The following is a 23,716-nucleotide window of genomic DNA, read 5'->3' on the forward strand; positions in this document are numbered from 1 at the left end:
GATCAGAACTTCAGGGGAGCACGCTGCGGCACGGAGAATGCGCCGTAATCATTGATGTATTTGAAATGCACCTGGGCGTCGGCGGGTATTGCTTGTGCGACATCCTTGACGGGCAGCTTCAGGCTGCCGCCGGGGGGCACCATGCCCTCTCCCGCCGGTAACAGGCGAGCACCCGGGCCCGAGCCCATGGCCAAGGCAACCTCATTGAAGGTCACGTGATAAGCCGATGGGTTGTGCACTTCCAGTAGCGGTACCTGGGCACTCCGGTGCAGGGTCCAGCGTAAGTGGGTGGGCGCCTCGTCCGCGGAGCCCGGCAATTGGGCCGGGCGGAAAAACACTTTGGTGCGGATACGAAAAGCGAACTGCAGGTGGTTCGAAGGGGCCTCTTGCGGGCTGCCCGGTGCCACGTTGACCTTGGGCGGTATCTCCAGGGCGTTGAGCCAGAACAACGATTCGCGGTCATCCGGCAGTGGGTCCTGGGTATACACCAGTCGCACTACCTGGCTTTTGCCCGCGTCCATGCGAAACACAGGGGGCGACAGGCTGAACGGCACGTCGCTGCCGGTGGGGTCTTGCGCCGGGTCGCCCTGGTCCAGCCACACCTGGACCAGGCGCGGCGCTCGCTGATCGTCATTGGTCAGGCGCAGCGTGATTTCTCGACGCTGCTGCGGATAGATGTGCCGCGTGCCGTCGATCACTACGCCGGCGTGAGCGGCGGACACCAACCCGACACTGGTCAGCAGTGCGCTCAGCAGGGGGGTCACTAGCAATGTCCGGGCAAGCATTTCGTCTGTCCTTGCCTGGCGCACGGCCAGGCAACGGGGCCTCGATCAGGGGAACGTCACCGAATACAGCACTTGCGTACTGACCGGGCCTGGCGTAGCAGTGCCCGTGGCAATGTATTGAGCAGCAAAGGGCAGCGACACCTCGCCGCTTGCCGGGACTTTCGCGGGGCTGGAGTTCTGGCCCAGGCGCAAATCCATGGGCTGGTGGGTGACGCCATCCACAAGTTGCACCTCAACGAGGGTGGCAGGCGTCGGCTTGGCGGGTGCCTGGTTGACCAGGTTACCGGTCGCCGGATTGATCGCGGGGCTGCTGCTCTCATACATCACGGCGACGGTCGTATCCTTCGGGCAGGAACCGACATGGATGTAATAGGGTTTCGCCCCGGCAGTCTGGCCGGGCGCCTTGAGCGCGCTGGCCTGGACCTTGTTGAGTGGCACCGAAAAGTCCGGGCTGGTGCCGGGCGCAGAGCCCGTGCCACCGCTGATGCTGCAAGTGGTGCCGGTGATTTCACCGGTCAAGGTGATCTTGCCGTCTGCGGCGACAACAGGCAAAGCGGCAACGCCGGTGACCGCCAGAAATACAACGGCCAATGCGATAGTTTTCATTACAGATACTTCCTCGTGAATGTCAGTGAAAGAGTTGCAAGCCATGACTCATCAATCGAAGGGCGAGACGCGGCCCTCCCGCCAAAATTGGGCTGAGCGGCTAAGAAAGAGGCTGTAGGGATTAAGGGCTACCGAGTCTCTTACGTTTTGCAATGAAGTTTATGTTGCCAAGTTGAAGTGCCCGCCACAACTGACCGAACGGCTAGGTCAGTAGGCGTTAAACAAGTGAGCAGCCCCGTGCAATGCCATCTATCATCGGCAGAGCCCACTCTCTTTTTCACGATTGACTGCTCCCATGCCCCTGACCGTCAAAGGCCCACGAAGCCGAGCCGCACGCTATTTCATCAGCACCCTGTGCGGGCTGCTGCCCATTCTGTTGGGGGTGGTAATTCTTTACTGGCAAGCCGAACGCACGCTCGAGCAAAGCACAGCGCAAACCGCTCAAGAAGCGGTGCGCCAGTTCGACCTGATGCTGGACAATACCGCCATCGCTGCCCAAGCTTTGCTGCCGCTGGCCGGTAAACCTTGTGACAGCGTCGCCAAGTTGGCGCTACGTGAACAAGTCACGCGCCGGCCGTTTGTGCGGGCCACGACGCTGTCCTGGCAGAAAAACATCTATTGCAGTTCGTTGTTTGGCGGTCGCTACCAATCGCCCGTCAACCCGGACGACTATGTCGATGGGCGCCTGTGGTTGATGAATGGCAACCCCGTTACACCCGATACCGCGCTATTGGTGTATCGCCTGGTGGAAGGCGATCAAGGCGCGTTTGCCTCGGTTGACGGTTACCACCTCACCAACGCCTTGCGCCTGATCAGCCGTTACGCACACTTGGTACTGCACGTCGGCCCGAACTGGCTGGGTGCCGACGGCAAGGTGCATCAAGGCGCGCTGCCGGTATTTGCCGTGGCGCCACAACGCCTGGCTTCCGAGCGCTATCAATACAGTGTCGAGGCCGGGATGCCCGAGGGTGAAGTCTGGCGCTACATGCAGGCGCGGTATCCGGCGCTGTTCAGCCTGGTGGTGTTCTTCGGGATATTGGCGGGGCTGCTCGCTCACTGGCTGCAAAAACGCTCGTCCGCGCCGACCCACGAGTTACAACGCGCCTTGGGAGCCAATGAGTTCATCCCGTATTTCCAACCGGTGGTACGGGGTGACACACGCCAATGGGCCGGCTGTGAGGTCCTGATGCGCTGGAAGCATCCCAAAGAAGGCCTGGTGCGCCCGGACCTGTTTATTCCCCTGGCCGAAGACTCTGGCCTGATCGTGCCGATGACCCGTGCCCTGCTGCGCCAGACCGCCGTGCAATTGGCGCCCCATGCCGCACGCTTCAGCCCTGGCTTTCATATCGGCGTGAACATCACAGCCCGCCATTGCCAGGACATGGCGCTGGTGCAGGACTGCCGGGAATTCCTCGCCGCGTTCCCACCCGGCCAGGTCACCCTGGTGCTGGAGTTGACCGAGCGGGAACTGATCGAACCCACCGAGACCACCCGCCGCCTGTTCGAGGCGCTGCATCAAATGGGGGTCATGATCGCCATTGATGACTTCGGCACCGGCCACTCCAGCTTGGGCTATTTGCGCAATTTCAATGTCGACTACTTGAAGATCGATCAAAGCTTTGTCGCCATGATCGGTGCGGATGCGCTGTCGCGGCATATTCTAGACAGCATCATAGAGTTGTCGGTCAAGCTGGATCTAGGCATTGTTGCCGAAGGCGTGGAAACAGCCCAACAGTGTGAATACCTCGTTGCCCAGGGCGTGGATTTCCTACAGGGTTACCTGTTTGGTCGACCATTACCCTGCGATGAATTCATTAAGTCGTTGGGTATCGTTGAATAGCCGTGTACCACCTACCATGAAAGATTGGTCTTTCTTTAAAAGACATGATTTACTCGAGATGAATTAACTACTACAATTTTTTCTGCCTGTGCAGAACTCGCAGAAGGGTCTTTTTCGTTGACGTGGCTTAACGTTCTTGGCTTATAGCTTTGTCTGCAGTTGATATCAGCAACTACATTATTGGAGTATAGATTTTGTCCAGACTCGCCGAATTTCGCGCAGCAGAAAAAGCCCTTCAAGAGCAGCTTGCCCAGCTGGAATCCTTGAAGAACGACGCTGGCCTGAAGAAAGAAATCGAATTCGAAGAAAAGCTCAAGACGCTGATGGGCAAATACGACAAAAGCCTGCGCGATGTGATCGCCATCCTCGATCCAGCGCCACGCAAAGGCGGCGCACCGGCCGCCGCGGCGCCAAAACAGCGCCGCGCACGGGTGGTCAAGGTTTACCACAACCCGCACACCGGCGAGCTGATCGAGACCAAAGGTGGCAACCACCGCGGCCTCAAAGCCTGGAAAGAGCAGTACGGCGCCGCCACTGTAGACTCCTGGCTTCGCGGCTGAAACATGTACTAAAAAATAGCCCCGCATACGCGGGGTTTTTTTTCTCTAACGGTTCGGAATCGAACTTAACTCAGGGTTCGTATTGTTCAAATTCGCTCAGCTTGAACCTGTCAAAGTTTCAGACTGTTGCGCACCAGACTGACTTCCTCCTTGCTCGCCTCGTACGCTTGCGCCTGGCCTGCGTATGAAAAAACATAGGCTTTGTCGACATCCAGCGCACCGACTAATGTTTGCGACAATACGTGTCGACCGTTCTCGGTAATCACACAGGTAGTTTCCAGCGCATCAAGACGACTCAATGTCGTGGGGTGCATTTTGCTGCACACGCTTTGATAACCGCCACGGGCAAAGTCTTTCTGGATCGACTTGCGCATCTCCAGCAACACGCCGGGAAGATTAACTTTATGGCCGGCCTCAATCGGCGTTCCGGTCAACTCCATCACCATCAACGTGGCGCCATTTTCATCATTCTTGATCGCTCGCTGCCGGGACACTGCTTGGGGTTTGACAGGGAGTTCGCCGTCAGGCACGACTTCTTCGACCTGCCAACCGCTGGGCCAATGGACTTCCGGCTCGGCTGCCAACACAAACGAGCTGTTCAACAACACGCACACAGCACTCAACAGTGGCCTACGAAACTCGATCATTGCAAAAACACCCAAGGTTCCAGCGGCAAAGTGTGCGGCCCGGCACGCGCTGACTGCAAGGGTTGGGCGCGCTTTTTCATTTGGCGCAGCCCGTGCGGCTTGCGTATCATGGCCCGCCTGCATGGACGCAGGCCGCAAGCCAATGGACCGCTCATCTCACATTTTTTCTGGAGGGCCCATGAGCCTGCACGAATTGAACACCTTCCCGGGCGTCACTGCCCAACCCGACAACGCCACGGCGAACTTTGTGTTCAACCACACCATGTTGCGGGTCAAGGACATCACCAAGTCGCTGGACTTCTACACGCGCATCCTCGGTTTCTCCCTGGTCGAGAAACGTGACTTCCCGGAAGCCGAATTCAGCCTGTACTTCCTGGCCCTGGTGGACAAGGCCCAGATCCCGGCCGACGCGGCCGAGCGCACCCAGTGGATGAAGTCGATTCCGGGCATTCTCGAACTGACCCACAACCACGGCACCGAAAACGATGCCGACTTTGCCTACCACAACGGCAACACCGACCCGCGTGGTTTTGGCCATATCTGCATCTCGGTGCCGGACATTGTCGCGGCGTGCGAACGTTTCGAAGCCTTGGGTTGCGACTTCCAGAAACGCCTGACGGATGGCCGTATGAAGAGCCTCGCGTTCATCAAAGACCCGGATGCTTATTGGGTGGAGATCATCCAGCCGGCGCCGATGTCATAAGCACTGCGTGACGGGGAGCGTCACCGGATGCATTCCCATGCGGAGCGTGGGAACGAGAATCCCGCGCCGGGCGTGGGAACGAGAAAAACCCCATGATCGCTCATGGGGTTTTTTATTTGCAGCTCAGGATTACGCCGGAGCAGAGGTGCGGATCAAGTGATCGAACGCGCTCAACGAAGCCTTGGCGCCCTCGCCTACTGCTATCACGATCTGCTTGTACGGCACAGTCGTTACGTCTCCGGCGGCGAACACGCCAGGCAGTGAAGTCTCGCCACGGGAATCGACAATGATCTCGCCACGCGGCGACAGCTCTACGCTGCCTTTGAGCCAGTCGGTGTTGGGCAGCAAGCCAATCTGCACAAAGATGCCTTCCAGGTCGATGGTCTTGAACTCACCAGTGTCGCGGTCCTTGTAGGCAAGGCCGGTGACTTTCTGGCCATCGCCTTTGACTTCACTGGTCAACGCGCTGGTGATTACATCCACGTTCGGCAGGCTGTAGAGCTTGCGTTGCAACACGGCATCGGCGCGCAGCTTGCTGTCGAATTCAAGCAAGGTGACATGGCTGACGATACCGGCCAGGTCAATGGCCGCTTCTACGCCGGAGTTACCGCCGCCGATCACCGCCACACGCTTGCCCTTGAACAGCGGGCCATCGCAATGCGGGCAGAAGCACACGCCCTTGGCCTTGTATTCCTGCTCGCCGGGCACACCCATCTCTCTCCAGCGCGCGCCTGTGGCCAAGATCACGGTCTTGGACTTGAGGGTCGCACCGCTTTCGAAGCGAATTTCGTGCAGCTCACCGGCATTTTTTGCCGGAATCAAGCTACTGGCGCGTTGCAGGTTCATGATATCCACGTCGTACTGACGCACATGGGCTTCCAGTGCGCTGGCCAGTTTCGGCCCTTCGGTTTCCTGTACCGAGATAAAGTTTTCGATGGACATGGTGTCCAGCACCTGGCCACCAAAGCGTTCAGCCGCCACACCGGTACGAATACCTTTACGTGCCGCATAGATGGCAGCCGAAGACCCGGCCGGGCCACCGCCAACTACCAGGACGTCGAAGGCATCCTTAGCGCTGATTTTCTCCGCGGCTTTCTCGATACCGCTGGTGTCGAGCTTGGCGAGGATTTCTTCCAGGCCCATACGGCCTTGGCCAAAGTTGACCCCGTTCAAGTAGACACTCGGGACCGCCATGATCTGGCGCTCATCGACTTCAGCCTGGAACAGCGCGCCATCAATCGCAACGTGGCGGATGTTCGGGTTCAGCACGGCCATCAGGTTCAGCGCCTGGACCACGTCCGGGCAGTTCTGGCACGACAGCGAGAAGTAAGTCTCGAAGCTGAACTCGCCTTTGAGGGCGCGGATCTGTTCAATCACTTCGACACTGGCCTTCGACGGGTGGCCACCGACTTGCAGCAGGGCCAGCACCAGCGAAGTAAATTCATGGCCCATGGGGATACCGGCGAAACGCAGGCTGATCTCGGCACCCGGGCGGTTGATGGAGAACGATGGCTTGCGCCCATCATTGCCATCGGTGTTCAGAGTAATCAGCGTGGATAGGCTGGTTACGTCCTGCAAAAGAGCAAGCATTTCCTGGGATTTCGCACCGTCGTCGAGGGAGGCGACGATCTCGATCGGCTGGGTGACCCGTTCCAGGTATGACTTCAACTGAGCTTTAAGATTGGCGTCCAACATACGGGCGATTTCCTGTTCATTCGGTTTATTGCAGACAAAAAAACGCCCGAGCGAATCTCGCCCGGGCGTTTTGAGGGCGGATGCAGCTTACTTAAGTGCGGATACCCGCCCTTGATACGCGTTCACAGACTTAGATCTTGCCGACCAGGTCCAGAGACGGCGCCAGAGTGGCCTCGCCTTCTTTCCACTTGGCTGGGCATACTTCACCCGGGTGGGCGGCAACGTACTGAGCAGCCTTGATCTTGCGCAGCAGCTCGGAAGCGTCACGGCCTACACCACCGTCGTTCAGTTCAACGATCTTGATCTGACCTTCCGGGTTGATCACGAAGGTGCCGCGGTCTGCCAGGCCAGCTTCTTCGATCAGTACGTCGAAGTTGCGGGAGATGGTCAGGGTTGGGTCGCCGATCATGGTGTACTGGATTTTGCCGATGGCTGGCGAAGTGTTGTGCCAGGCAGCGTGGGCGAAGTGGGTGTCGGTGGAAACGCTGTAGATTTCGACGCCCAGCTTCTGGAATTCGGCGTAGTTGTCAGCCAGGTCTTCCAGTTCGGTCGGGCAGACGAAGGTGAAATCGGCTGGGTAGAAGAAGACAACCGACCACTTGCCTTTCAGGTCAGCGTCGGTCACATCGACGAAGCTGCCGTTTTTGAAAGCGGTGGCTTTAAACGGTTTTACTTGGCTGTTGATGATAGGCATCGTTGACTCTCCGTCAGGGGTTAAGAAGTTGATGAGGTGAATCCTACCGGCTCTCTCGGTCGATGGCTCATTGGCAAACCTGATGCTGACGATTGGGTTTCTCTATCAGGTGACGCTATTAATAGAAAAAATCTCAAATCAGCGGTTGTGTTGCCAGGGTCATGCCTAGAAACGGCGTCGCTTCAACATAGCGCATCGCAGATTTCATGTCGTTCCAGCCGACGTAACTCATCAGCGACTTCAAATCCCAACCACTTCGATGCGCCCAAGTGGCGAAACCCCGACGCAGGGAGTGGCTGGTGTATTGATCGGCGGGGATGCCTGCGCGCTCAAGGGCCTGGCGCAATAACGGGATCACACTGTTGGGGTGCAAGCCCTCCTCACCCAGGTTGCCCCAGCGGTCAATGCCGCGAAACACCGGGCCGCGAACCAAAGCCGAGGCGCTGAGCCACTCGCTATAAGCCTGCACCGGGCACAGCCGCAGCAACGCTGGGGTCTGGTAGGTTTTGCCGAGGTTTTCACGATCACTTTTGCTGCGGGGCAAGTACAGGCTGATGCCTGCGCCTGGCACGGCCTGCACGTGCTCAATGCTTAATCGGCACAGCTCATCACTGCGAAAGCCGCGCCAGAAGCCCAGCAGAATCAGCGCAGCGTCGCGCTTGGCCCGCAGCAAGCGCGGCTGGTCGTGACGCTCGCTGGCCTGTTTGGCTTCAATGTCCAGGGCAGCGATTACTTGCTCCAACTGCGTGAGCTGCAAAGGCTCGGCCTGCCGCTCCCGCGCCGGGTGCACAGCGCGAATGCCCTTGAGCACCTTGCGTACCACCGGCGCCTTCGTCGGGTCGGCAAACCCTTGGCTGGTATGCCATTGCGCCAAGGCCGAGAGCCGCAATTTCAAGGTGTTGACTGCCAATACCCCGGCATGCGCCACGAGGTAGCGCGCCACACTCTCGCTGGTGGCCGGCAGGAACCCTCCCCAACTGACTTCGAAATGCTCGATCGCCGCGCGGTAGCTGCGGCGCGTGTTGTCGCGAGTGGCGGCGTTGAGATATCGGTCGAGGTCGCTCATAGGCGTCTTTTCGTACTGCTGAAGGGTGGATGGCTGATGAAAATGCTTATGACACGAGATAATACGCCAATATCCCATCTGTTAAATCATGAATTTCAACCAGTTTTCAATCATGATATAGTATGTATATACATACCACGTACCACAGTACTAAATCGACGGAGACCCCATGGCTCGCGGCGGCATAAACAAAGCAGTAGTGCAAACGGCACGCCTGGCGATCCTCGCCCGTGGCGAAAACCCCAGCATCGATGCGGTGCGTATCGAAATGGGCAATACCGGCTCGAAAACCACCATTCATCGCTATTTGAAAGAGCTGGACGAAAGCGAGACGCGCCAGACCATCACCCAAGCACCGATTGATGATGAGCTGGGCGAGCTAGTCGCCCGCCTGTCCCAACGCCTGAAAGAGAAGGCCCAAGAGCCGATCGACCTGGCCCTGGCGCAATTCGAGCAACAAAAAGCCGCCCTGCTCGCCCAGGTAGAAACCCTGGAAGAAGCGCACACCCAGCTCAAACAGCAATTTGATATCCAGGCCGCTGCCCTCGCTGAAGAAAGCGCGGCGCTGCAAACCGCCAGCACCAGCCTGCAGACCGAGCAAACCCGTAACGCCGGGTTGAGCCAGGCGTGCAGCGACTACGAGCTGAGGCTCAACGACAAAGACGAGCAGATTCGCTCACTGGAAGAAAAACACCTGCACGCCCGCGATGCGCTTGAGCATTACCGCACTGCCATCAAGGAGCAGCGCGAGCAGGAACAGCGTCGCCATGAGGGCCAGTTGCAACAGGTACAGGCCGAATTGCGTCAGGCGCAGCAAAGCGCACTGGTGCGCCAGGACGAAATCACCCAACTGCATCGCGACAACGAGCGCCTGCTGAGTGAGCAGCGAGTGACAACCAAGGAATTGAAAGCGCTGCAGGAGCAAGCTCGCCAGGACCAGGCGCTACAGCTGAAACTCAAGGAGCAGCTCAGCCAGATCGACAGCGAGCGCACCCTGCTCCAGGAACGCCTGCGGGTTGCCGTGCTGGACAGCCAATCGCGCCAAGCATCACTGCTGGAGTATCAGCAGCACAACAAGGCGCTTGAGCTGGACCTGGTCAAGGCCCAGGCAAGCATCGAAGCCCTGCGCTTGGCGACCGTCGTTGCAACGGCGCCAGAGGCAGCAGAGCCAACCTGATCAGTCCGCTACAGGCGTGCGCATGGTGACGAATTCTTCCGCCGCCGTAGGATGCACGCCGATAGTTTCATCGAAATGCTGCTTGGTCGCGCCCGCCTTGAGCGCGATCGCCAGCCCTTGCACGATCTCACCCGCATCCGGACCGACCATGTGGCAACCCAGTACTTTGTCGGTGTCGGCGTCGACCACCAGCTTCATCAAGGTCTTTTCCTGGCAATCGGTCAGGGTCAGCTTCATCGGCCGGAACCGGCTTTCAAAGATCTGCACGTTGTGGCCATTTTTGCGTGCATCCTCTTCTGTCAGGCCGACTGTGCCGATATTCGGCAGGCTGAATACCGCCGTCGCGATATTGGCGTAATCCACCGGGCGGTATTGCTCGGGCTTGAACAACCGCCGCGCCACGGCCATGCCTTCAGCCAGGGCCACCGGCGTCAGTTGCACACGACCAATCACATCGCCAATCGCCAGGATCGACGGCTCGGCGGTCTGATAGAGATCATCCACCGCGACGAAACCGCGTTCGTCCAGTTTGACCCCGGTATTTTCCAGGCCCAGGTTATCCAGCATTGGACGGCGGCCAGTGGCGTAGAACACGCAATCGGCTTCCAGCACGCGGCCATCCTTCAAAGTGGCCTTGAGGCTGCCGTCGGCCTGTTTGTCGATGCGCTCGATGTCTGCATTGAACTGCAAGTCCAGGCCGCGCTTGGTCAGCTCTTCTTGCAGGTGTTTGCGCACCGAACCGTCAAAACCGCGCAAGAACAAGTCACCGCGATACAGCAATGAGGTTTGCGCGCCCAAGCCGTGGAAGATGCCCGCGAACTCAACGGCGATATAACCACCACCCACTACCAGCACGCGCTTGGGCAGCTCTTTAAGGAAGAACGCCTCGTTCGAGCCAATGGCGTGCTCGCGCCCTGGAATCTCAGGGATCTGCGGCCAGCCGCCGGTGGCGATCAGGATGTGCCTGGCAGTGAAACGCTCACCGTTGATCTCCACCTGATGGGCATCGACCAGGCGTGCATGTCCTTTATGCAGGGTCACGCCGCTGTTTACCAACAGGTTGCGATAGATACCGTTGAGGCGGTTGATCTCACGATCCTTGTTGGCGATCAGGGTCGCCCAATCAAAGTTCGCCTCGCCCAGGGACCAGCCAAAGCCGCTGGCCTGTTCAAAATCTTCGGCAAAATGCGCGCCGTACACCAACAGCTTCTTTGGCACGCAGCCGACGTTCACACAGGTGCCGCCCAGGTAGCGGCTCTCGGCCACAGCCACCTTGGCGCCAAAGCCCGCGGCAAAGCGCGCCGCGCGAACACCGCCGGAACCGGCGCCAATTACATACAGGTCAAAATCGTAGGCCATTTCACTCTCCTCGGCAGTACACCAGCATACCGACTTACATGGGGCTGAAAAACGAAAAAGCCACCCGAAGGTGGCTTTCGCTTAAAACGTGCCGGCAAGCGTGGATCAGTAAGCCTTGCCCGTCTTGTAGAAATGCTCGTAGCAGAAGTTGGTCGCTTCGATGTAGCCCTCAGCGCCGCCGCAGTCGAAACGCTGGCCCTTGAACTTGTAGGCAATCACGCAGCCGTCTTTGGCTTGCTTGAGCAGAGCGTCGGTGATCTGGATCTCGCCACCCTTGCCTGGCTCGGTTTCTTCGATCAGCTTGAAGATGTCCGGCGTGAGGATGTAACGACCGATGATCGCCAGGTTCGATGGCGCGTCTTCCGGCGCTGGTTTCTCGACCATGTCGCGTACGCGGATCAGGCCATCGCCAATATCGTCACCGGCGATAACACCGTACTTATTGGTTTCGGTTGGGTTGACTTCCATCACCGCAACGATGGTGCAACGGTATTTCTGGTAGAGCTTGACCATCTGGGTCAGCACACCGTCGCCTTCCAGGTTGACGCACAAGTCGTCCGCCAGGACCACGGCGAAGGGTTCGTCACCAATCAGCGGGCGACCGGTAAGGATGGCGTGGCCGAGACCTTTCATCTGAGTCTGACGGGTGTAGGAGAACGAGCACTCGTCGAGCAACTTGCGGATACCGACCAGGTATTTTTCCTTGTCGGTGCCCTTGATCTGGTTTTCCAGCTCATAGCTGATGTCGAAGTGGTCTTCCAGCGCGCGCTTGCCACGACCCGTGACGATGGAGATCTCGTTCAAACCGGCATCCAGAGCCTCTTCCACACCGTACTGAATCAGTGGCTTGTTCACCACTGGCAGCATTTCTTTGGGCATGGCTTTGGTCGCTGGCAAGAAGCGAGTGCCGTAACCGGCTGCTGGGAACAAGCATTTCTTGATCATATGAGTCCTTACAAAGGGCTGTGCGTACGGAATTCGGCGCAGTCTAATCAGGCCGCAGTCACCTTACAATGGGGTCCTGCTGGCGTTGCGATGTCATCATAGAGAAAAAATGTCGGCGTAAGTTCCGCTGATCCTGCAATGGGTGTCACCAACGGTTGGTCAGAACTCGCGTCGACCCCTTGTTTGAAAGGGCTGCAATGGTTTTAGCACGCTTTTGCACCCCTGGCACTGACCCGCAACAACTTGCGCCCTGCCCCGGCATTTGGCGCTATCATGGGCGCCTTGAACCAAGACCACGAGATTGCCAACAGATGTCAGAACCAAAAGGTGTAAACGGCTACCTGATCACTAAGCGAGCAGACGGCTGGCATTTGATCAATTTTCACGGTGACAGCGTTGCCGGCGTATTCGAGTCCGAAAGCATGGCGATCGCCGTCGCCGAAGTGTTTGTGGATGAGGCAGGCCATGCATCGAGCAAGCGGCCGAAAACCAAGTAAGCCTCTTTGCACTGCTTTGAAAGCCCCGTTAAACGGGGCTTTTTTGTTTGTCTGTACCTAGATGGCAGTTCGCTATAATCTTCAACAACGCCACGACAGTGTCAGCGCGCCCTTCCAATACCCTCGATGACGACCCCCTCTATGAAAAAAATCCTGGCACTGACCGCGGTACTGGCAATCGCCGGCTGCACCACCGCCTCCGACACCCTCCTGAAAAATGGCGAGCAAGGCCTGACCATCGACTGCTCGGGCGAGGCCAATTCATGGGCCAGTTGCTACGAGAAGGCGGACGCCTCCTGCGCGGGCATCGGTTACCGCATCGTCGGCACCAATGGCACGCCGGCACTCAAGGAAAGCGACAAGACCCTGGGCCAGGACGTGGGCAACTTCAAAGGCCGCAGCGTGGTGGTGGTCTGCAAGTAACGTTGCTACAGGTGCACTTCAGCGAACTTGATCCCCAGGCCCCGCAGGATTTCGATCAGGTCATCCAGGCGAGCAAATGATTCGACCTCATCCTGTTCGTCCACCAGGAAGTAGCTGCGCCCGCCGCTCTTCTTGAAAAATACGATCCACTCGCCCAGATCGGCGGGGTTCTGGATGACATGGGTGGCCGAGATCTGCCCTTCGGCATGGCGGGCTTTGACGTGTTCTCGTTTCATAACCGGCTTTCCAGAAAAACAAATGCCGCTCAAACCCCGGGTTTGAGCGGCATCTTTATAGTGAATGCCCGACAGTTTAACGGATGCATACCGTCCCTGCGGGGTAAGGGCTTTTTTTATCGGGTGTGAGGGATGAGTCTGGAGCTCAACCGGAAATGCATTCTTCCCCAGCCTTCTTCACGTCGCCCGGGCGGATCGGCACATTGGACATGCTTTCATAAAGCTTGATGCTGCTACCGCTGGAGCGGTCTTCGATTTCAAAGATCGCCGACGGGTCTGCCGAGAACTTCTGCGGCACGATCACCTGAATGCCGTCTTTATGGGGTTCGATCTGCGGCGGCCGACGGGTCGCCTCCAATTTGCGTACCACACACGCCGCATATTCCTGCGGTTTCTTCCCTGAGATGACCACCAATGTTGGCGGGGTCTGCTTGATATCTGCAACCGAAGCACACCCACCTATTGCCAAGGCCAGCACCAACACACTCCACTTCATACAAAAACCTCCGATAAAGACCCTACGACAGCGGGGATGGTAATTTTCTCCCACCAACGTAGGATTTATCTGTGATAACTCGGTAAATAACTGTTTTAAATTGTCGAAGTCGTCGACGACGGCCCGATAATAAACGCGCTGGGGCTGATAAACTCCATCTTAACCTACGTATCGTTCTGATTTTTCAGAAAAAGCCCTTCTGGAGACACCCCATGAAATTCATCCACCAGCGTGAGCACCTCAACGAGGGAGACATTGTCGTCATCGAATGCTCGCAGACCTGCAATATTCGCCTGATGAGCGATGCGAACTTTCGCAGCTTCAAAAATGGCGGCCGCCATACCTACCACGGCGGCGCATTTGATAAATTCCCGGCCAAGATCACCGCGCCCAGCACCGGCTTCTGGAACATCACCCTGGATGTGGTGACCCGTCGCGCCATCAGCGTGACCCGCAAGCCTGCGTTGTCCCACAAGATTCGTATCGTTCGTCGTACCAGCAGCAAGCTGAGCTGACCTGAACACCTGACAGGAAAAAAGCTGTGACCACCACAACCAAATACGTCATCAAGTACAAGCTCAACGGCGAACGCCGCTTTGAATTTGCCCAGTTGCACAACAACAGCATCGAAGAAGCCAAGCAAGCCTTGGCAAAAATTCATGATGCCAACGACGAAATCACCGACATCAACGTGAGCAAGGCGCTGTAAGCCATGCCTGGCCCTACCGCCGATTTGTTTGCCGACGAGGCCCTGCAACAGCCTGCCGGGCGCGAGCAAATTGGCGAAGAGTCCTATGTACTAAGGGGCTATGCCCTGCCCTGGATCGAGCGGTTATTGCCTGAACTGCGGCGTGTCCTGGCTCAATCACCGTTTCGGCAGATGGTCACTCCCGGCGGCTTTACCATGTCTGCGGCGCTGAGCAGTTGCGGCGAGCTGGGCTGGACCACCGACGCCCATGGCTATCGCTACAGCCCACTCGACCCGCGCAGCCAGCAACCTTGGCCCGTCATGCCCGACACATTGCGCCAACTGGCGGTGGCTGCGGCTATCGAGGCCGGCTTTGGCGGTTTTCAACCCGATGCCTGCTTGATCAACCGTTACGTACCGGGGGCGAAGATGTCCCTGCATCAGGATAAGAACGAGCGCAGCTACAGCGCGCCCGTGGTGTCGGTGTCCCTGGGGCTGCCGGCGATTTTCCTGTTCGGTGGCCATGCGCGCAGCGACAAAACCCAAAAGGTCTCGCTGTTTCATGGTGATGTGGTGGTGTGGGGCGGCGTTGATCGCCTGCGCTTTCATGGCGTGATGCCGATCAAGGACGGCGTGCATCCGGTCATGGGCCCGCAGCGCATCAACCTGACCTTTCGCACCGCCGGTTAATTTGACCGCAAGCTTCGGAGTGTCGATGGCGAGCGGCAGGCTTAATCTGCTCCTGAACCGTCAAGAGTGCAGGCCATGAACAACGAACACGATCCGCGCTGGGCTGCCATTATTGCCCGTGATGCCAAGGCCGACGCCTTGTTTGTCTACGGCGTGAAAACCACCGGCGTGTATTGCCGCCCCAGCAGCGCTTCGCGTTTGCCGCGCCCGGAGAATGTCGAGTTTTTCGACACGCCGGCGCAGGCCGAAGCCGCCGGTTATCGTCCCAGTAAACGCGCTGCCGGCGACCAGACCCAGTTGGCCGCTCACCATGGGCAATTGGTGGCCGAGGCCTGCCGGCAAATCGAACAGGCCGAAACCCCGCCTAGCCTGGACATGCTGGCCCGATGCGCCGGGCTGAGTCCCTTTCACTTCCACCGCGTATTCAAAGCCAATACCGGGTTGACCCCCAAGGGTTACGCCAGCGCCCTGCGTTCGCGCAGAGTGCGCGACGGCCTCAAGGGCCAGCATTCGGTGACGGACACCCTGTATGACGCGGGCTTTAATTCCAATAGCCGCTTTTATGAAGCCGCCGACCAAGTGCTCGGCATGAGACCTGGAGACTACAAAGGCGGCGGCGCCAATAACACCATCCGCTTTGCCGTTGGCCAGTGCTCGCTGGGGGCGATTCTGGTGGCGCAAAGCCAACGTGGCGTGTGTGCGATTTTATTGGGTGATGATCCGGACAAACTGGTGCGCGACCTGCAAGACCAGTTTCCCAAAGCTGAGTTGATCGGCGCGGATCAGGGTTTCGAACAACTGGTGGCCCACGTCGTCGGCTTTGTCGAGGCCCCTGCCTTGGGCCTGGATTTGCCCTTGGACCTGCGCGGCACAGCCTTTCAGGAGCGGGTGTGGCAGGCGTTGCGCGAAATCCCTGCGGGCAGCACCGCCAGCTATGCGCAGATTGCCGAGCGTATCGGTGCCCCCTCCTCCTTTCGCGCCGTGGCCCAGGCTTGCGGTGCCAACCACCTGGCGGTGGCGATTCCCTGTCATCGCGTGGTGCGCAGCAATGGCGAGCTGTCGGGCTACCGCTGGGGCGTAGAGCGCAAGCGCCAGTTACTCGAGCGCGAAACCCAGCCCCACAAAACGCCGCTTCCGTCCAGTGAATAAAACAGACTGGCCGGGTGCTGATTGCCCTGCTAAAACAGCGAAAAGCCCTACTAACGCTGGAGAAGCACCCCATGAGCACCTGGCCAGACACCCGCATTCTTGACCTGTTGGGCATTGAGGTGCCGATCATCCAGGCGCCGATGGCTGGCGCGACGACCACCGCCATGGTCATCGCCGCCCAGCAAGCCGGAGCCCTGGGCTCGATGCCTGCGGCGGCGCTGAGCCTGGAGCAACTGCGCGATGCCTTGGCTCTCATTCGCCAGGCCAGTCATGCGCCGCTGAACATCAACTTCTTCTGCCATCAACCGCCCGATGCCGATGACGCGCGGGACCAGGCTTGGAAGGCCTTGCTGCAACCTTACTACTATGAGCTGGGCGCCGACTTCGATGCGCCAACCCCGGTGTCCAACCGCGCGCCGTTCAATGACGCAGCCTGCCAGGTAGTGGAAGCGTTTCGGCCAGAAGTGGTGAGCTTTCATTTTGGCCTGCCAGAGAAGTCTTTGCTGGACCGGGTAAAAGCCACCGGTGCCAAGGTGCTGTCATCGGCCACCACTGTCGAGGAAGCCGTGTGGCTGGAGCAGCACGGCTGCGACGCGATTATCGCCATGGGCATCGAAGCTGGTGGGCATCGTGGCCTGTTTCTCAGCGATGACCTCAACAGCCAGATCGGCTTGATGGCGCTGCTACCGCAGATTGTCGACGCGGTCAGCGTGCCGGTGATTGCTGCGGGCGGAATCGGCGATGCGCGCGGCATCGTCGCCGCCTTTGCGCTGGGCGCTTCGGCAGTGCAGGTCGGCACGGCATACCTGTTCACACCCGAAGCTACGGTAAGCGCCTCCCATCACCATGCGCTGCGCCATGCCCAAGCCAGCGAAACCGCGCTGACCAACCTGTTTACCGGCCGCCCGGCGCGGGGCATCGTCAACCGGGTGATGCGTGAGCTCGGCGCAATCAACCCGACGGCGCCGGCGTTCCCCAAAGCCGGAGGCGCATTAATGCCACTCAAGGCCAAGGATGAAGCCGGTTTCAGTAACCTGTGGGCAGGCCAGGCCCTGAGGCTGGGCAAAGACCTGTCCACCTATGACCTGACCCGCGAATTGGCCGAGCACGCGATAGCCAGATTCACCCGCGACTGACCTGCGCAGCAACTTGGTGCTGTACCGGCAACAGCCTACCGCTATATATTCCCATACATAGCGGTAAGCCTTTTTACCTACAACCTGCCGTACACCTTCAAGGAGTTGCTTCATGATGACCCGCGTTTCGCGCCTGGCCCCCCTGCTTGCCGCCTTTGCCTTGGGTACGGCCCATGCCGATGAAGTGCAGGTGGCCGTGGCCGCCAACTTCACCGCCCCGATCCAGGCGATTGCCGCCGACTTCGAGAAAGACACCGGCCATAAACTGGTCGCGGCTTACGGTGCCACCGGGCAGTTCTACACTCAGATCAAGAACGGCGCGCCATTTGAGGTGTTCCTCAGCGCCGATGACACGACCCCGCAAAAACTCGAAAGCGAAGGCGCTACGGTCAAGGGTTCACGCTTCACCTACGCGGTCGGCACCCTGGCGCTGTGGTCGGCCAAAGAAGGCTATGTGGATGCCAAGGGTGATGTGCTGAAGAAAAACCAATTCAAGCACTTGTCCATCGCCAACCCCAAAACAGCGCCCTACGGCCTGGCCGCCACCCAATTGCTGGCCAGGGAAGGCTTGAGCGACCAGGTCAAGGACAAGCTCGTCGAGGGCCAGAACATCACCCAGGCTTATCAGTTTGTGTCTACCGGCAACGCCGAGCTGGGTTTTGTGGCCTTGTCGCAGATCTACAAAGACGGCAAAGTCACCGGCGGTTCGGCGTGGATTGTTCCGGCGTCCCTGCATGACCCGATCAAACAGGACGCCGTAATCCTCAACAAGGGCAAGGACAGCGCCGCCGCCAAGGCTCTGGTTGACTACCTCAAAGGCCCGAAAGCGGCTGCCGTTATCAAATCCTACGGTTACGAGCTGTAAATGCCCCTGACGAGTGCTGATTTTTCTGCGATCTGGTTGACCCTCAAACTGGCCTCACTGACCACCCTGATCCTATTGATCATCGGCACACCGATCGCCCTGTGGCTGTCGCGCACCCGTTCCAAGTGGTGCGGCCCCATCGGCGCAGTGGTCGCACTGCCGTTGGTGTTGCCGCCAACGGTCATCGGCTTTTACTTGCTGTTGGCCATGGGGCCCAACGGGTACGTCGGCCAGTTCACCCAATGGCTGGGCGTGGGCACCCTCACCTTCAGTTTCGCCGGGCTGGTGATTGGCTCGGTGATCTACTCCATGCCCTTCGTGGTGCAGCCGTTGCAGAATGCGTTTTCTAGCATCGGCACGCGCCCGCTGGAAGTGGCCGCGACCTTGCGCGCCAACCCGTGGGACACGTTTTTCACGGTGATCCTGCCGCTGGCACGCCCTGGGTTTATCACCGCCTCGATCCTGGGCTTTGCCCATACCGTCGGTGAGTTCGGCGTGGTGCTGATGATCGGCGGCAATATCCCGGACAAGACCCGTGTCGTCTCGGTGCAGATCTACGACCACGTCGAAGCCATGGAATATGCCCAGGCCCATTGGCTGGCCGGGGCCATGGTGGTGTTCGCCTTCCTCGTGTTGCTGGCGCTCTATTCCAGCCGTAAAACCAAGATGGGCTGGAGCTGATCGCGATGATGGATATACGCCTGCACCTGAAGTATTGCGCCTTCACACTGGATGTTGACCTGCAATTGCCCGGCCGTGGCGTGAGCGCGCTGTACGGGCATTCTGGCTCCGGCAAGACCACGTGCCTGCGCTGCATCGCCGGATTGGAACGCGCCGAACACGGTTTTGTACAAGTCAACGGCGAGGTCTGGCAAGACAGCAGCAAAGGGATGTTTGTACCGCCGCATAAACGCGCTCTGGGCTATGTGTTCCAGGAGGCGAGCCTGTTTGCGCACCTGTCGGTGCGCGCCAATCTGGAGTTCGGCCTCAAACGTATTCCGCGCCCGCAACGGCGCGTGGACTTGGCGCAGGCCACCGAACTGTTGGGCATCGGGCACTTGCTTGAGCGTCACCCGCAACACTTGTCCGGCGGCGAGCGCCAACGCATCGGCATCGCCCGCGCCTTGCTCACCAGCCCCAAGTTGTTGTTGATGGATGAACCACTGGCGGCCCTGGACAGCCAGCGCAAAAGCGAGATATTGCCTTACCTGGAACGCCTGCACGACGAGCTGGATATCCCGGTGCTGTACGTCAGCCATGCCCAGGACGAAGTGGCGCGACTGGCCGACCATATTGTCTTGCTCAGCGACGGCAAGGCCCTGGCCAGCGGCCCGATCGGCGAGACCCTGGCGCGCCTCGACCTGCCCTTGGCGCTGGGCGACGATGCCGGCGTGGTGATCGCCGGCAGCGTCGTTGCCTACGACGCGCACTATCAGTTGCTCACTCTGCAGTTGCCCGATTGCCCGTTGCAGATGCGCGTGGCCCATGTCCCGCTGGCGGTGGGCAGCCCGCTGCGGGTCAAGGTCCAGGCACGGGATGTAAGCCTGAGCCTGCAGGCCCAGGAACACAGCAGCATCCTCAACCGCTTGCCGGTGACCGTCACCCAGACTATTGGCGCGGACAACAGCGCCCACGTGCTGGTGCGCCTCGACGCCGGCGGCACGCCCTTGCTGGCACGCATCACGCGCTTCTCACACGACCAGTTGCAACTGCATCCGGGCCAGACACTGTGGGCGCAAATCAAGGCGGTGGCGGTGCTGGCTTAACCATTTGGCACGACCGCAGGGTGCTGCGGTCAATCAGACATACCGGCCTGATTTGTTGCCAAGGAACCCGCCCCATGCCTGACTCTTCGCTACCCGCCGACCTGCCCCGCGACCTGCATTATGTGGATGACACCCAGCCCGGCATCCGCCGTAAAAAAGTGCGAGGCAAGTTCCAGTATCTGAACGCCAAGGGCGAGCGCATTACCGACGCGGACGAAATAAAACGCCTGAACGCCTTGGCGGTGCCGCCCGCCTACACCGACGTGTGGATCTGTGCCGACCCTCGCGGCCACCTGCAAGCCACCGGCCGCGACGCCCGTGGCCGCAAGCAATACCGTTACCACCCACGCTGGCGCGAGGTGCGCGACAGCGACAAGTACTCGCGCTTGCAGGCTTTTGGCGCCGCGTTGCCCAAATTGCGCAAACAGCTCGAAGCTCAAATCGCCGAGCCGGGGTTTACCCGCGAAAAGGTGTTGGCCACGGTGGTGATGTTGCTGGACGCCACGCTGATCCGCGTCGGCAATACCCAATATGCCCGTGAAAACAAATCCTACGGGCTGACCACCTTGCGCAACCGCCATGTGGACATCAAGGGCAGTGAGATCCAGTTCCAGTTTCGTGGCAAGAGTGGCGTGGAGCACCAAGTCAGCGTCAAGGATCGGCGCCTGGCCCGGGTGGTCAAGCGTTGCATGGAATTGCCAGGGCAAAACCTGTTCCAGTACCTGGACGAAGACGGTGAGCGGCATACCGTCAGCTCCCAGGATGTCAACGACTACCTGCACAGCCTGACCGGCGAAGACTTTACCGCCAAGGACTACCGCACCTGGGCTGGTACAGCAATGGCGCTGGCGGTGTTGCGCGAGTTGGCGTGGCAGCCCGAATCCGACGCCAAGCGGCATGTGGTGGCGATGGTCAAGGATGTCTCCCGGCAGTTGGGCAATACGCCGGCGGTGTGCCGCAAGTGCTATATCCACCCGGCGGTGCTCGAGCATTTCAGCCTCGGCGAATTGTCGAAGTTGCCCAAGCCGCGGGTGCGCAAAGGCTTGAAAGCCGAAGAAGTCGCGCTGGCGATGTTCCTGGAAAAACTGGCCGAAGACTTGCCGCACAAAGTTAAGGTGGGTTAGGCTCTGCCTCCCTTCTGACTCACGGGATGACCGCCGACGTGAACATCTAAGCCTTCCAAAATGTATCTGCAACGAGCCGCTGGCGCGCTTGTTGGCCTGTTCGACATTTTTTTGGAGGTGCTGATGACTGACGTCAAACGGCTGCCCGCTCTTGTTTCCCTGCAACACCTGTCTTTCCAGTTCGCCAATGGCGAAACCTTGCTGGCCGACGTGAACCTGTCCATTGATCAAACGCCTACCGGTATCGTCGGGCGCAATGGACGGGGCAAAAGTATCCTGGCCAAGTTGATGGCCGGCGTGCTGCTGCCCTCCTCCGGCACGTTGAAAAAACCGGCCCACGTTGCCTATGTGCCCCAGGCCATCACGGCTCAACCAGGGCAAACCATCGCCGATATCACCGCAACTGCCGCAGCCTTGGCTGCCCTTGCACGTATGGCCCAGGGCGATGCACGCCTCGGTGACCTGGAACTGATCGACGATCGCTGGGACCTCGCCGAGCGCCTGCGCCAGGCACTGGATGCAGCGGGTTTGCAGACCCTCAGTGCCAGTACCCCGGCCGATCAACTCAGCGGTGGCCAACTCGCCAGGGTCGCGCTGATCGGGGCGTTGTTGGCTGCGCCGCAGTTGCTGATTCTGGATGAGCCCAGTAACCACCTTGATGCTGCCGGGCGCGATTGGCTGTTGCGTGTGTTGCGCGATTGGCGAGGTGGCCTGGTGGTGGTCAGCCATGATCGACAGTTGCTCAACGTCATGGGTCGCATCATTGAGCTTTCGCCCCTTGGCATTCAGGTCTACGGCGGCAACTACGACGCCTATCGCCAGCAACGCGATACTCACCAGCAGGCCGCGATTGCTGCGTGGGAACAGGCGCGTCTGGCCCGCAGCCGTGAGCGTCGGCGTCTGCAAAAAGACCACGACGACCTGCAGCGCCATGCCGCACGCGCACGTAAACAGGCCGAGACCGCCAACGTCGACCGTTTTACCAAGGCGCGCTGGAAAAGCGCAGCAAAGGAGATCGTCAGCAGCGTGCGTAGCGCCCATCATGCGTGCAAAAACCAACTCGACGCCCAGGTGCGCCAGGCTTACGAGCGCGTGGCGGATGAGACGCCCACACTGCTCGCATTATCAGGCTCGACGGTCCCCAATGGCCGCCAGGTACTGGTGCTGGAGCAGGCGCAATTGCCCTGGCTCGATCCCCTGGCGCCCGTCAGCTACCTGACGCTAAACCTGACAGGTCCGGCTCGCGTTGCCGTGCGTGGGCCGAACGGTTGCGGCAAATCGACCTTGCTCAAACTGCTGGCCGGCCACTGGCAGGCGGTCAGTGGCAAGTGCAGCGTAGCGGTGCCCAGTGCGTACATTGATCAGCACCTGGCGCTGCTGGACGACCGGCGCAGCCTTGTCGAGCAACTCAACCTGCTCGACACGCCGCTGGCCGAAGCCGAACTGCGCACACGTCTGGCGTTTTTGCAGCTGGACGCGCTGCGGGTTACGCAGCCGGCAGGGCAACTCAGCGGCGGCGAGCGCTTGAAAGCCGCGATGGCCCTGGCCTTGTGGCGTGATACACCGGCGCAATTACTGTTGTTGGATGAACCCACCAATCACCTGGACCTGGAGTCAGTGCTAGCGTTTGAGCAGGCTTTGAAGGGGTTTACCGGCGCGCTGCTGGCCGTATCACACGACGAGGCATTCTTGCAGGCGATCGAGCCGACTCACCATCTGACGTGGCACGCCACCGGCTGGCAACTGGAGCGTGTCTGAGGTCATTGCGCGGACAGGCAAAGCGCCCTACGGTAGTGGCCGGATAATCTCACCGAGGAAACCAGCCCCATGCTGCCTTCGTCCCGCAAGCCTTACACCAATGCCACGCTCGCCCGTCGTCAGCGCTGGCGCGGGCGCGTGGGCTTGATGCTGGTGGCCTGCCTGTCGGTGCTGGCGGGCATGACCGATGCGATCGGTTTTATGGCCAGCGGCGATTTCGTCTCGTTCATGAGTGGTAACACCACGCGCCTGGCGGTGGCCATCAGTGCGGGCGACCTGGGGCTCACCGGGCGCCTGGTATTGCTGGTCACCACCTTCGTGGTCGGCAATGCCTTGGGCGTGCTGGTCAGCCGTTTCAGCAAGCGCCATGCGTTGCCCTTATTACTGTGCATCGGCGCCTTGCTCTGCGCTGCGGCGTTGTGGCCATCGACCGACACCTTGCCCGCGTTGCTCGCAGCTATCATTGCCATGGGCATGCTCAACGCGGCCGTCGAGGAAGTGAACGGGCTGCCGGTGGGGCTGACCTACGTCACCGGAGCGCTGTCACGCTTTGGTCGCGGGCTCGGCCGTTGGTTATTGGGGGAGCGCCGCAATGGCTGGCGCGTGCAATTGATTCCGTGGGGCGGGATGTTCATTGGCGCTGTGATCGGTGCACTGCTGGAACAGCAGATGGGCCTGCGCGCATTGTGGGTCAGTGGTGCGTTGGCTGCGGCCTTGGGGGTGGCGACACTGTTGATTCCGCGACGCTGGCACTTGGGTTTCATGCCCCGGTGAGGTTGGGGTGGAGGAGCTCGTTCGACGTTTAAGCCTC

Annotated in this window: 27 protein-coding genes; 17 read left to right on the plus strand and 10 right to left on the minus strand. The window is 59.6% G+C overall.

Translation table 11 applies throughout. The features are described from left to right. Positions 1-2: 2 nt before the first annotated feature. Positions 3-764 carry a fimbrial biogenesis chaperone gene (locus JFT58_RS20750; RefSeq protein WP_332875133.1) on the minus strand — a complete coding sequence of 254 codons (762 nt, stop codon included), beginning with the start codon at positions 762-764 and terminating at the stop codon, positions 3-5. A 66-nt stretch (positions 765-830) separates the two neighbouring features. Next, complete coding sequence (locus tag JFT58_RS20755; RefSeq protein WP_054898434.1) at positions 831-1,391, minus strand: fimbrial protein; 561 nt, start codon at positions 1,389-1,391, stop codon at positions 831-833. A 295-nt stretch (positions 1,392-1,686) separates the two neighbouring features. Here JFT58_RS20755 and JFT58_RS20760 point away from each other — a divergent pair, with 295 nt between their 5' ends. Further along, positions 1,687-3,231, plus strand: a complete 1,545-nt coding sequence (locus tag JFT58_RS20760) for an EAL domain-containing protein (protein WP_034127489.1) — start codon at positions 1,687-1,689, stop codon at positions 3,229-3,231. A 194-nt stretch (positions 3,232-3,425) separates the two neighbouring features. Next, entirely contained in the window at positions 3,426-3,791 is a 366-nt protein-coding gene (locus JFT58_RS20765; protein ID WP_014718508.1) for a histone-like nucleoid-structuring protein, MvaT/MvaU family, read from the plus strand. Between the two features lie 110 nt (positions 3,792-3,901). Here the strand turns inward: JFT58_RS20765 and JFT58_RS20770 are convergent, their stop codons facing one another. Further along, positions 3,902-4,438 (minus strand): DUF4946 domain-containing protein, encoded by a 537-nt coding sequence (locus JFT58_RS20770; protein ID WP_054898433.1) that lies wholly within the window; start codon positions 4,436-4,438, stop codon positions 3,902-3,904. 178 nt (positions 4,439-4,616) lie between these two features. Here JFT58_RS20770 and gloA point away from each other — a divergent pair, with 178 nt between their 5' ends. Continuing rightward, positions 4,617-5,141 carry a lactoylglutathione lyase gene (gene gloA / locus JFT58_RS20775; RefSeq protein WP_054898432.1) on the plus strand — a complete coding sequence of 175 codons (525 nt, stop codon included), beginning with the start codon at positions 4,617-4,619 and terminating at the stop codon, positions 5,139-5,141. 129 nt (positions 5,142-5,270) lie between these two features. Here the strand turns inward: gloA and ahpF are convergent, their stop codons facing one another. The 3 genes from ahpF to JFT58_RS20790 form a co-directional block, all read right to left on the minus strand. Next, on the minus strand, positions 5,271-6,836 hold the full coding sequence (ahpF, locus tag JFT58_RS20780) for an alkyl hydroperoxide reductase subunit F (RefSeq protein WP_054898431.1): 1,566 nt from the start codon (positions 6,834-6,836) through the stop codon (positions 5,271-5,273). Between the two features lie 130 nt (positions 6,837-6,966). Further along, positions 6,967-7,530, minus strand: a complete 564-nt coding sequence (gene ahpC / locus JFT58_RS20785) for an alkyl hydroperoxide reductase subunit C (RefSeq protein WP_003191303.1) — start codon at positions 7,528-7,530, stop codon at positions 6,967-6,969. Between the two features lie 133 nt (positions 7,531-7,663). Next, positions 7,664-8,596, minus strand: coding sequence for a site-specific integrase (locus JFT58_RS20790; protein ID WP_054898430.1), 933 nt, complete (start codon positions 8,594-8,596; stop codon positions 7,664-7,666). Positions 8,597-8,765: 169 nt separating this feature from the next. Between JFT58_RS20790 and JFT58_RS20795 the strand changes: the two genes are divergently transcribed. Further along, a complete protein-coding gene (locus JFT58_RS20795; protein ID WP_054898429.1) occupies positions 8,766-9,773 on the plus strand; it encodes a DNA-binding protein in 1,008 nt (335 codons plus the stop codon). On the opposite strand, the gene gorA is transcribed toward JFT58_RS20795, so the two are convergent. Both gorA and galU read right to left on the minus strand, forming a co-directional pair. Continuing rightward, positions 9,774-11,132 (minus strand): glutathione-disulfide reductase, encoded by a 1,359-nt coding sequence (gene gorA, locus JFT58_RS20800; protein ID WP_198834512.1) that lies wholly within the window; start codon positions 11,130-11,132, stop codon positions 9,774-9,776. Between the two features lie 105 nt (positions 11,133-11,237). After that, a complete protein-coding gene (gene galU / locus JFT58_RS20805; RefSeq protein ID WP_003173830.1) occupies positions 11,238-12,077 on the minus strand; it encodes a UTP--glucose-1-phosphate uridylyltransferase GalU in 840 nt (279 codons plus the stop codon). Positions 12,078-12,388: 311 nt separating this feature from the next. Here galU and JFT58_RS20810 point away from each other — a divergent pair, with 311 nt between their 5' ends. After that, positions 12,389-12,574, plus strand: a complete 186-nt coding sequence (locus tag JFT58_RS20810) for a hypothetical protein (RefSeq protein ID WP_034127495.1) — start codon at positions 12,389-12,391, stop codon at positions 12,572-12,574. A 141-nt stretch (positions 12,575-12,715) separates the two neighbouring features. Next, positions 12,716-12,997 (plus strand): hypothetical protein, encoded by a 282-nt coding sequence (locus JFT58_RS20815; protein WP_198834513.1) that lies wholly within the window; start codon positions 12,716-12,718, stop codon positions 12,995-12,997. Between the two features lie 5 nt (positions 12,998-13,002). Here JFT58_RS20815 and JFT58_RS20820 read toward each other — a convergent pair whose 3' ends face one another. Further along, positions 13,003-13,233, minus strand: a complete 231-nt coding sequence (locus JFT58_RS20820; RefSeq protein WP_034127497.1) for a hypothetical protein — start codon at positions 13,231-13,233, stop codon at positions 13,003-13,005. 145 nt (positions 13,234-13,378) lie between these two features. After that, entirely contained in the window at positions 13,379-13,729 is a 351-nt protein-coding gene (locus tag JFT58_RS20825; RefSeq protein ID WP_003191317.1) for a hypothetical protein, read from the minus strand. A gap of 212 nt (positions 13,730-13,941) precedes the next feature. Between JFT58_RS20825 and JFT58_RS20830 the strand changes: the two genes are divergently transcribed. From JFT58_RS20830 to JFT58_RS20880, 11 genes are all read left to right on the plus strand, one after another. Beyond that, the gene (locus JFT58_RS20830; RefSeq protein WP_003191319.1) at positions 13,942-14,244 is read left to right on the plus strand and encodes a DUF1883 domain-containing protein; all 303 of its coding nucleotides are present in this window, start codon (positions 13,942-13,944) and stop codon (positions 14,242-14,244) included. 26 nt (positions 14,245-14,270) lie between these two features. Continuing rightward, positions 14,271-14,438 carry a hypothetical protein gene (locus JFT58_RS20835; protein ID WP_169918926.1) on the plus strand — a complete coding sequence of 56 codons (168 nt, stop codon included), beginning with the start codon at positions 14,271-14,273 and terminating at the stop codon, positions 14,436-14,438. Between the two features lie 3 nt (positions 14,439-14,441). Next, positions 14,442-15,107 carry a DNA oxidative demethylase AlkB gene (gene alkB, locus JFT58_RS20840; protein ID WP_034127498.1) on the plus strand — a complete coding sequence of 222 codons (666 nt, stop codon included), beginning with the start codon at positions 14,442-14,444 and terminating at the stop codon, positions 15,105-15,107. Positions 15,108-15,182: 75 nt separating this feature from the next. After that, the gene (ada, locus tag JFT58_RS20845; RefSeq protein ID WP_054898426.1) at positions 15,183-16,256 is read left to right on the plus strand and encodes a bifunctional DNA-binding transcriptional regulator/O6-methylguanine-DNA methyltransferase Ada; all 1,074 of its coding nucleotides are present in this window, start codon (positions 15,183-15,185) and stop codon (positions 16,254-16,256) included. Between the two features lie 71 nt (positions 16,257-16,327). Continuing rightward, positions 16,328-17,392 (plus strand): NAD(P)H-dependent flavin oxidoreductase, encoded by a 1,065-nt coding sequence (locus JFT58_RS20850; RefSeq protein ID WP_054898425.1) that lies wholly within the window; start codon positions 16,328-16,330, stop codon positions 17,390-17,392. A 112-nt stretch (positions 17,393-17,504) separates the two neighbouring features. After that, the gene (gene modA / locus JFT58_RS20855; protein WP_054898424.1) at positions 17,505-18,257 is read left to right on the plus strand and encodes a molybdate ABC transporter substrate-binding protein; all 753 of its coding nucleotides are present in this window, start codon (positions 17,505-17,507) and stop codon (positions 18,255-18,257) included. Further along, positions 18,258-18,938, plus strand: a complete 681-nt coding sequence (modB, locus tag JFT58_RS20860) for a molybdate ABC transporter permease subunit (protein ID WP_054898423.1) — start codon at positions 18,258-18,260, stop codon at positions 18,936-18,938. It abuts the gene before it with no gap. 5 nt (positions 18,939-18,943) lie between these two features. Continuing rightward, positions 18,944-20,023 (plus strand): molybdenum ABC transporter ATP-binding protein, encoded by a 1,080-nt coding sequence (modC, locus tag JFT58_RS20865; RefSeq protein WP_103299632.1) that lies wholly within the window; start codon positions 18,944-18,946, stop codon positions 20,021-20,023. A gap of 74 nt (positions 20,024-20,097) precedes the next feature. Next, positions 20,098-21,147 carry a DNA topoisomerase IB gene (locus JFT58_RS20870; RefSeq protein WP_034127504.1) on the plus strand — a complete coding sequence of 350 codons (1,050 nt, stop codon included), beginning with the start codon at positions 20,098-20,100 and terminating at the stop codon, positions 21,145-21,147. 123 nt (positions 21,148-21,270) lie between these two features. Then, complete coding sequence (locus JFT58_RS20875; protein ID WP_054897336.1) at positions 21,271-22,905, plus strand: ABC-F family ATP-binding cassette domain-containing protein; 1,635 nt, start codon at positions 21,271-21,273, stop codon at positions 22,903-22,905. A 69-nt stretch (positions 22,906-22,974) separates the two neighbouring features. Beyond that, entirely contained in the window at positions 22,975-23,679 is a 705-nt protein-coding gene (locus JFT58_RS20880) for a YoaK family protein (protein ID WP_057975835.1), read from the plus strand. Positions 23,680-23,716: the final 37 nt, after the last annotated feature.

It is taken from the genome of Pseudomonas sp. MF6767 (assembly GCF_016405475.1).
Classification (GTDB): domain Bacteria; phylum Pseudomonadota; class Gammaproteobacteria; order Pseudomonadales; family Pseudomonadaceae; genus Aquipseudomonas; species Aquipseudomonas paracarnis.

What these genes read in the sequence shown, in the direction of transcription:
- JFT58_RS20755 (WP_054898434.1), bottom strand. Translation starts at nt 1,391, where the DNA reads ATGAAAACTATCGCATTGGCCGTTGTATTTCTGGCGGTCACCGGCGTT.
- JFT58_RS20760 (WP_034127489.1), top strand. Translation starts at nt 1,687, where the DNA reads ATGCCCCTGACCGTCAAAGGCCCACGAAGCCGAGCCGCACGCTATTTC.
- JFT58_RS20770 (WP_054898433.1), bottom strand. Translation starts at nt 4,438, where the DNA reads ATGATCGAGTTTCGTAGGCCACTGTTGAGTGCTGTGTGCGTGTTGTTG.
- gloA (WP_054898432.1), top strand. Translation starts at nt 4,617, where the DNA reads ATGAGCCTGCACGAATTGAACACCTTCCCGGGCGTCACTGCCCAACCC.
- ahpF (WP_054898431.1), bottom strand. Translation starts at nt 6,836, where the DNA reads ATGTTGGACGCCAATCTTAAAGCTCAGTTGAAGTCATACCTGGAACGG.
- ahpC (WP_003191303.1), bottom strand. Translation starts at nt 7,530, where the DNA reads ATGCCTATCATCAACAGCCAAGTAAAACCGTTTAAAGCCACCGCTTTC.
- JFT58_RS20790 (WP_054898430.1), bottom strand. Translation starts at nt 8,596, where the DNA reads ATGAGCGACCTCGACCGATATCTCAACGCCGCCACTCGCGACAACACG.
- JFT58_RS20795 (WP_054898429.1), top strand. Translation starts at nt 8,766, where the DNA reads ATGGCTCGCGGCGGCATAAACAAAGCAGTAGTGCAAACGGCACGCCTG.
- gorA (WP_198834512.1), bottom strand. Translation starts at nt 11,132, where the DNA reads ATGGCCTACGATTTTGACCTGTATGTAATTGGCGCCGGTTCCGGCGGT.
- galU (WP_003173830.1), bottom strand. Translation starts at nt 12,077, where the DNA reads ATGATCAAGAAATGCTTGTTCCCAGCAGCCGGTTACGGCACTCGCTTC.
- JFT58_RS20810 (WP_034127495.1), top strand. Translation starts at nt 12,389, where the DNA reads ATGTCAGAACCAAAAGGTGTAAACGGCTACCTGATCACTAAGCGAGCA.
- JFT58_RS20815 (WP_198834513.1), top strand. Translation starts at nt 12,716, where the DNA reads ATGAAAAAAATCCTGGCACTGACCGCGGTACTGGCAATCGCCGGCTGC.
- JFT58_RS20820 (WP_034127497.1), bottom strand. Translation starts at nt 13,233, where the DNA reads ATGAAACGAGAACACGTCAAAGCCCGCCATGCCGAAGGGCAGATCTCG.
- JFT58_RS20825 (WP_003191317.1), bottom strand. Translation starts at nt 13,729, where the DNA reads ATGAAGTGGAGTGTGTTGGTGCTGGCCTTGGCAATAGGTGGGTGTGCT.
- JFT58_RS20830 (WP_003191319.1), top strand. Translation starts at nt 13,942, where the DNA reads ATGAAATTCATCCACCAGCGTGAGCACCTCAACGAGGGAGACATTGTC.
- alkB (WP_034127498.1), top strand. Translation starts at nt 14,442, where the DNA reads ATGCCTGGCCCTACCGCCGATTTGTTTGCCGACGAGGCCCTGCAACAG.
- ada (WP_054898426.1), top strand. Translation starts at nt 15,183, where the DNA reads ATGAACAACGAACACGATCCGCGCTGGGCTGCCATTATTGCCCGTGAT.
- JFT58_RS20850 (WP_054898425.1), top strand. Translation starts at nt 16,328, where the DNA reads ATGAGCACCTGGCCAGACACCCGCATTCTTGACCTGTTGGGCATTGAG.
- modA (WP_054898424.1), top strand. Translation starts at nt 17,505, where the DNA reads ATGATGACCCGCGTTTCGCGCCTGGCCCCCCTGCTTGCCGCCTTTGCC.
- modB (WP_054898423.1), top strand. Translation starts at nt 18,258, where the DNA reads ATGCCCCTGACGAGTGCTGATTTTTCTGCGATCTGGTTGACCCTCAAA.
- modC (WP_103299632.1), top strand. Translation starts at nt 18,944, where the DNA reads ATGATGGATATACGCCTGCACCTGAAGTATTGCGCCTTCACACTGGAT.
- JFT58_RS20870 (WP_034127504.1), top strand. Translation starts at nt 20,098, where the DNA reads ATGCCTGACTCTTCGCTACCCGCCGACCTGCCCCGCGACCTGCATTAT.
- JFT58_RS20875 (WP_054897336.1), top strand. Translation starts at nt 21,271, where the DNA reads ATGACTGACGTCAAACGGCTGCCCGCTCTTGTTTCCCTGCAACACCTG.
- JFT58_RS20880 (WP_057975835.1), top strand. Translation starts at nt 22,975, where the DNA reads ATGCTGCCTTCGTCCCGCAAGCCTTACACCAATGCCACGCTCGCCCGT.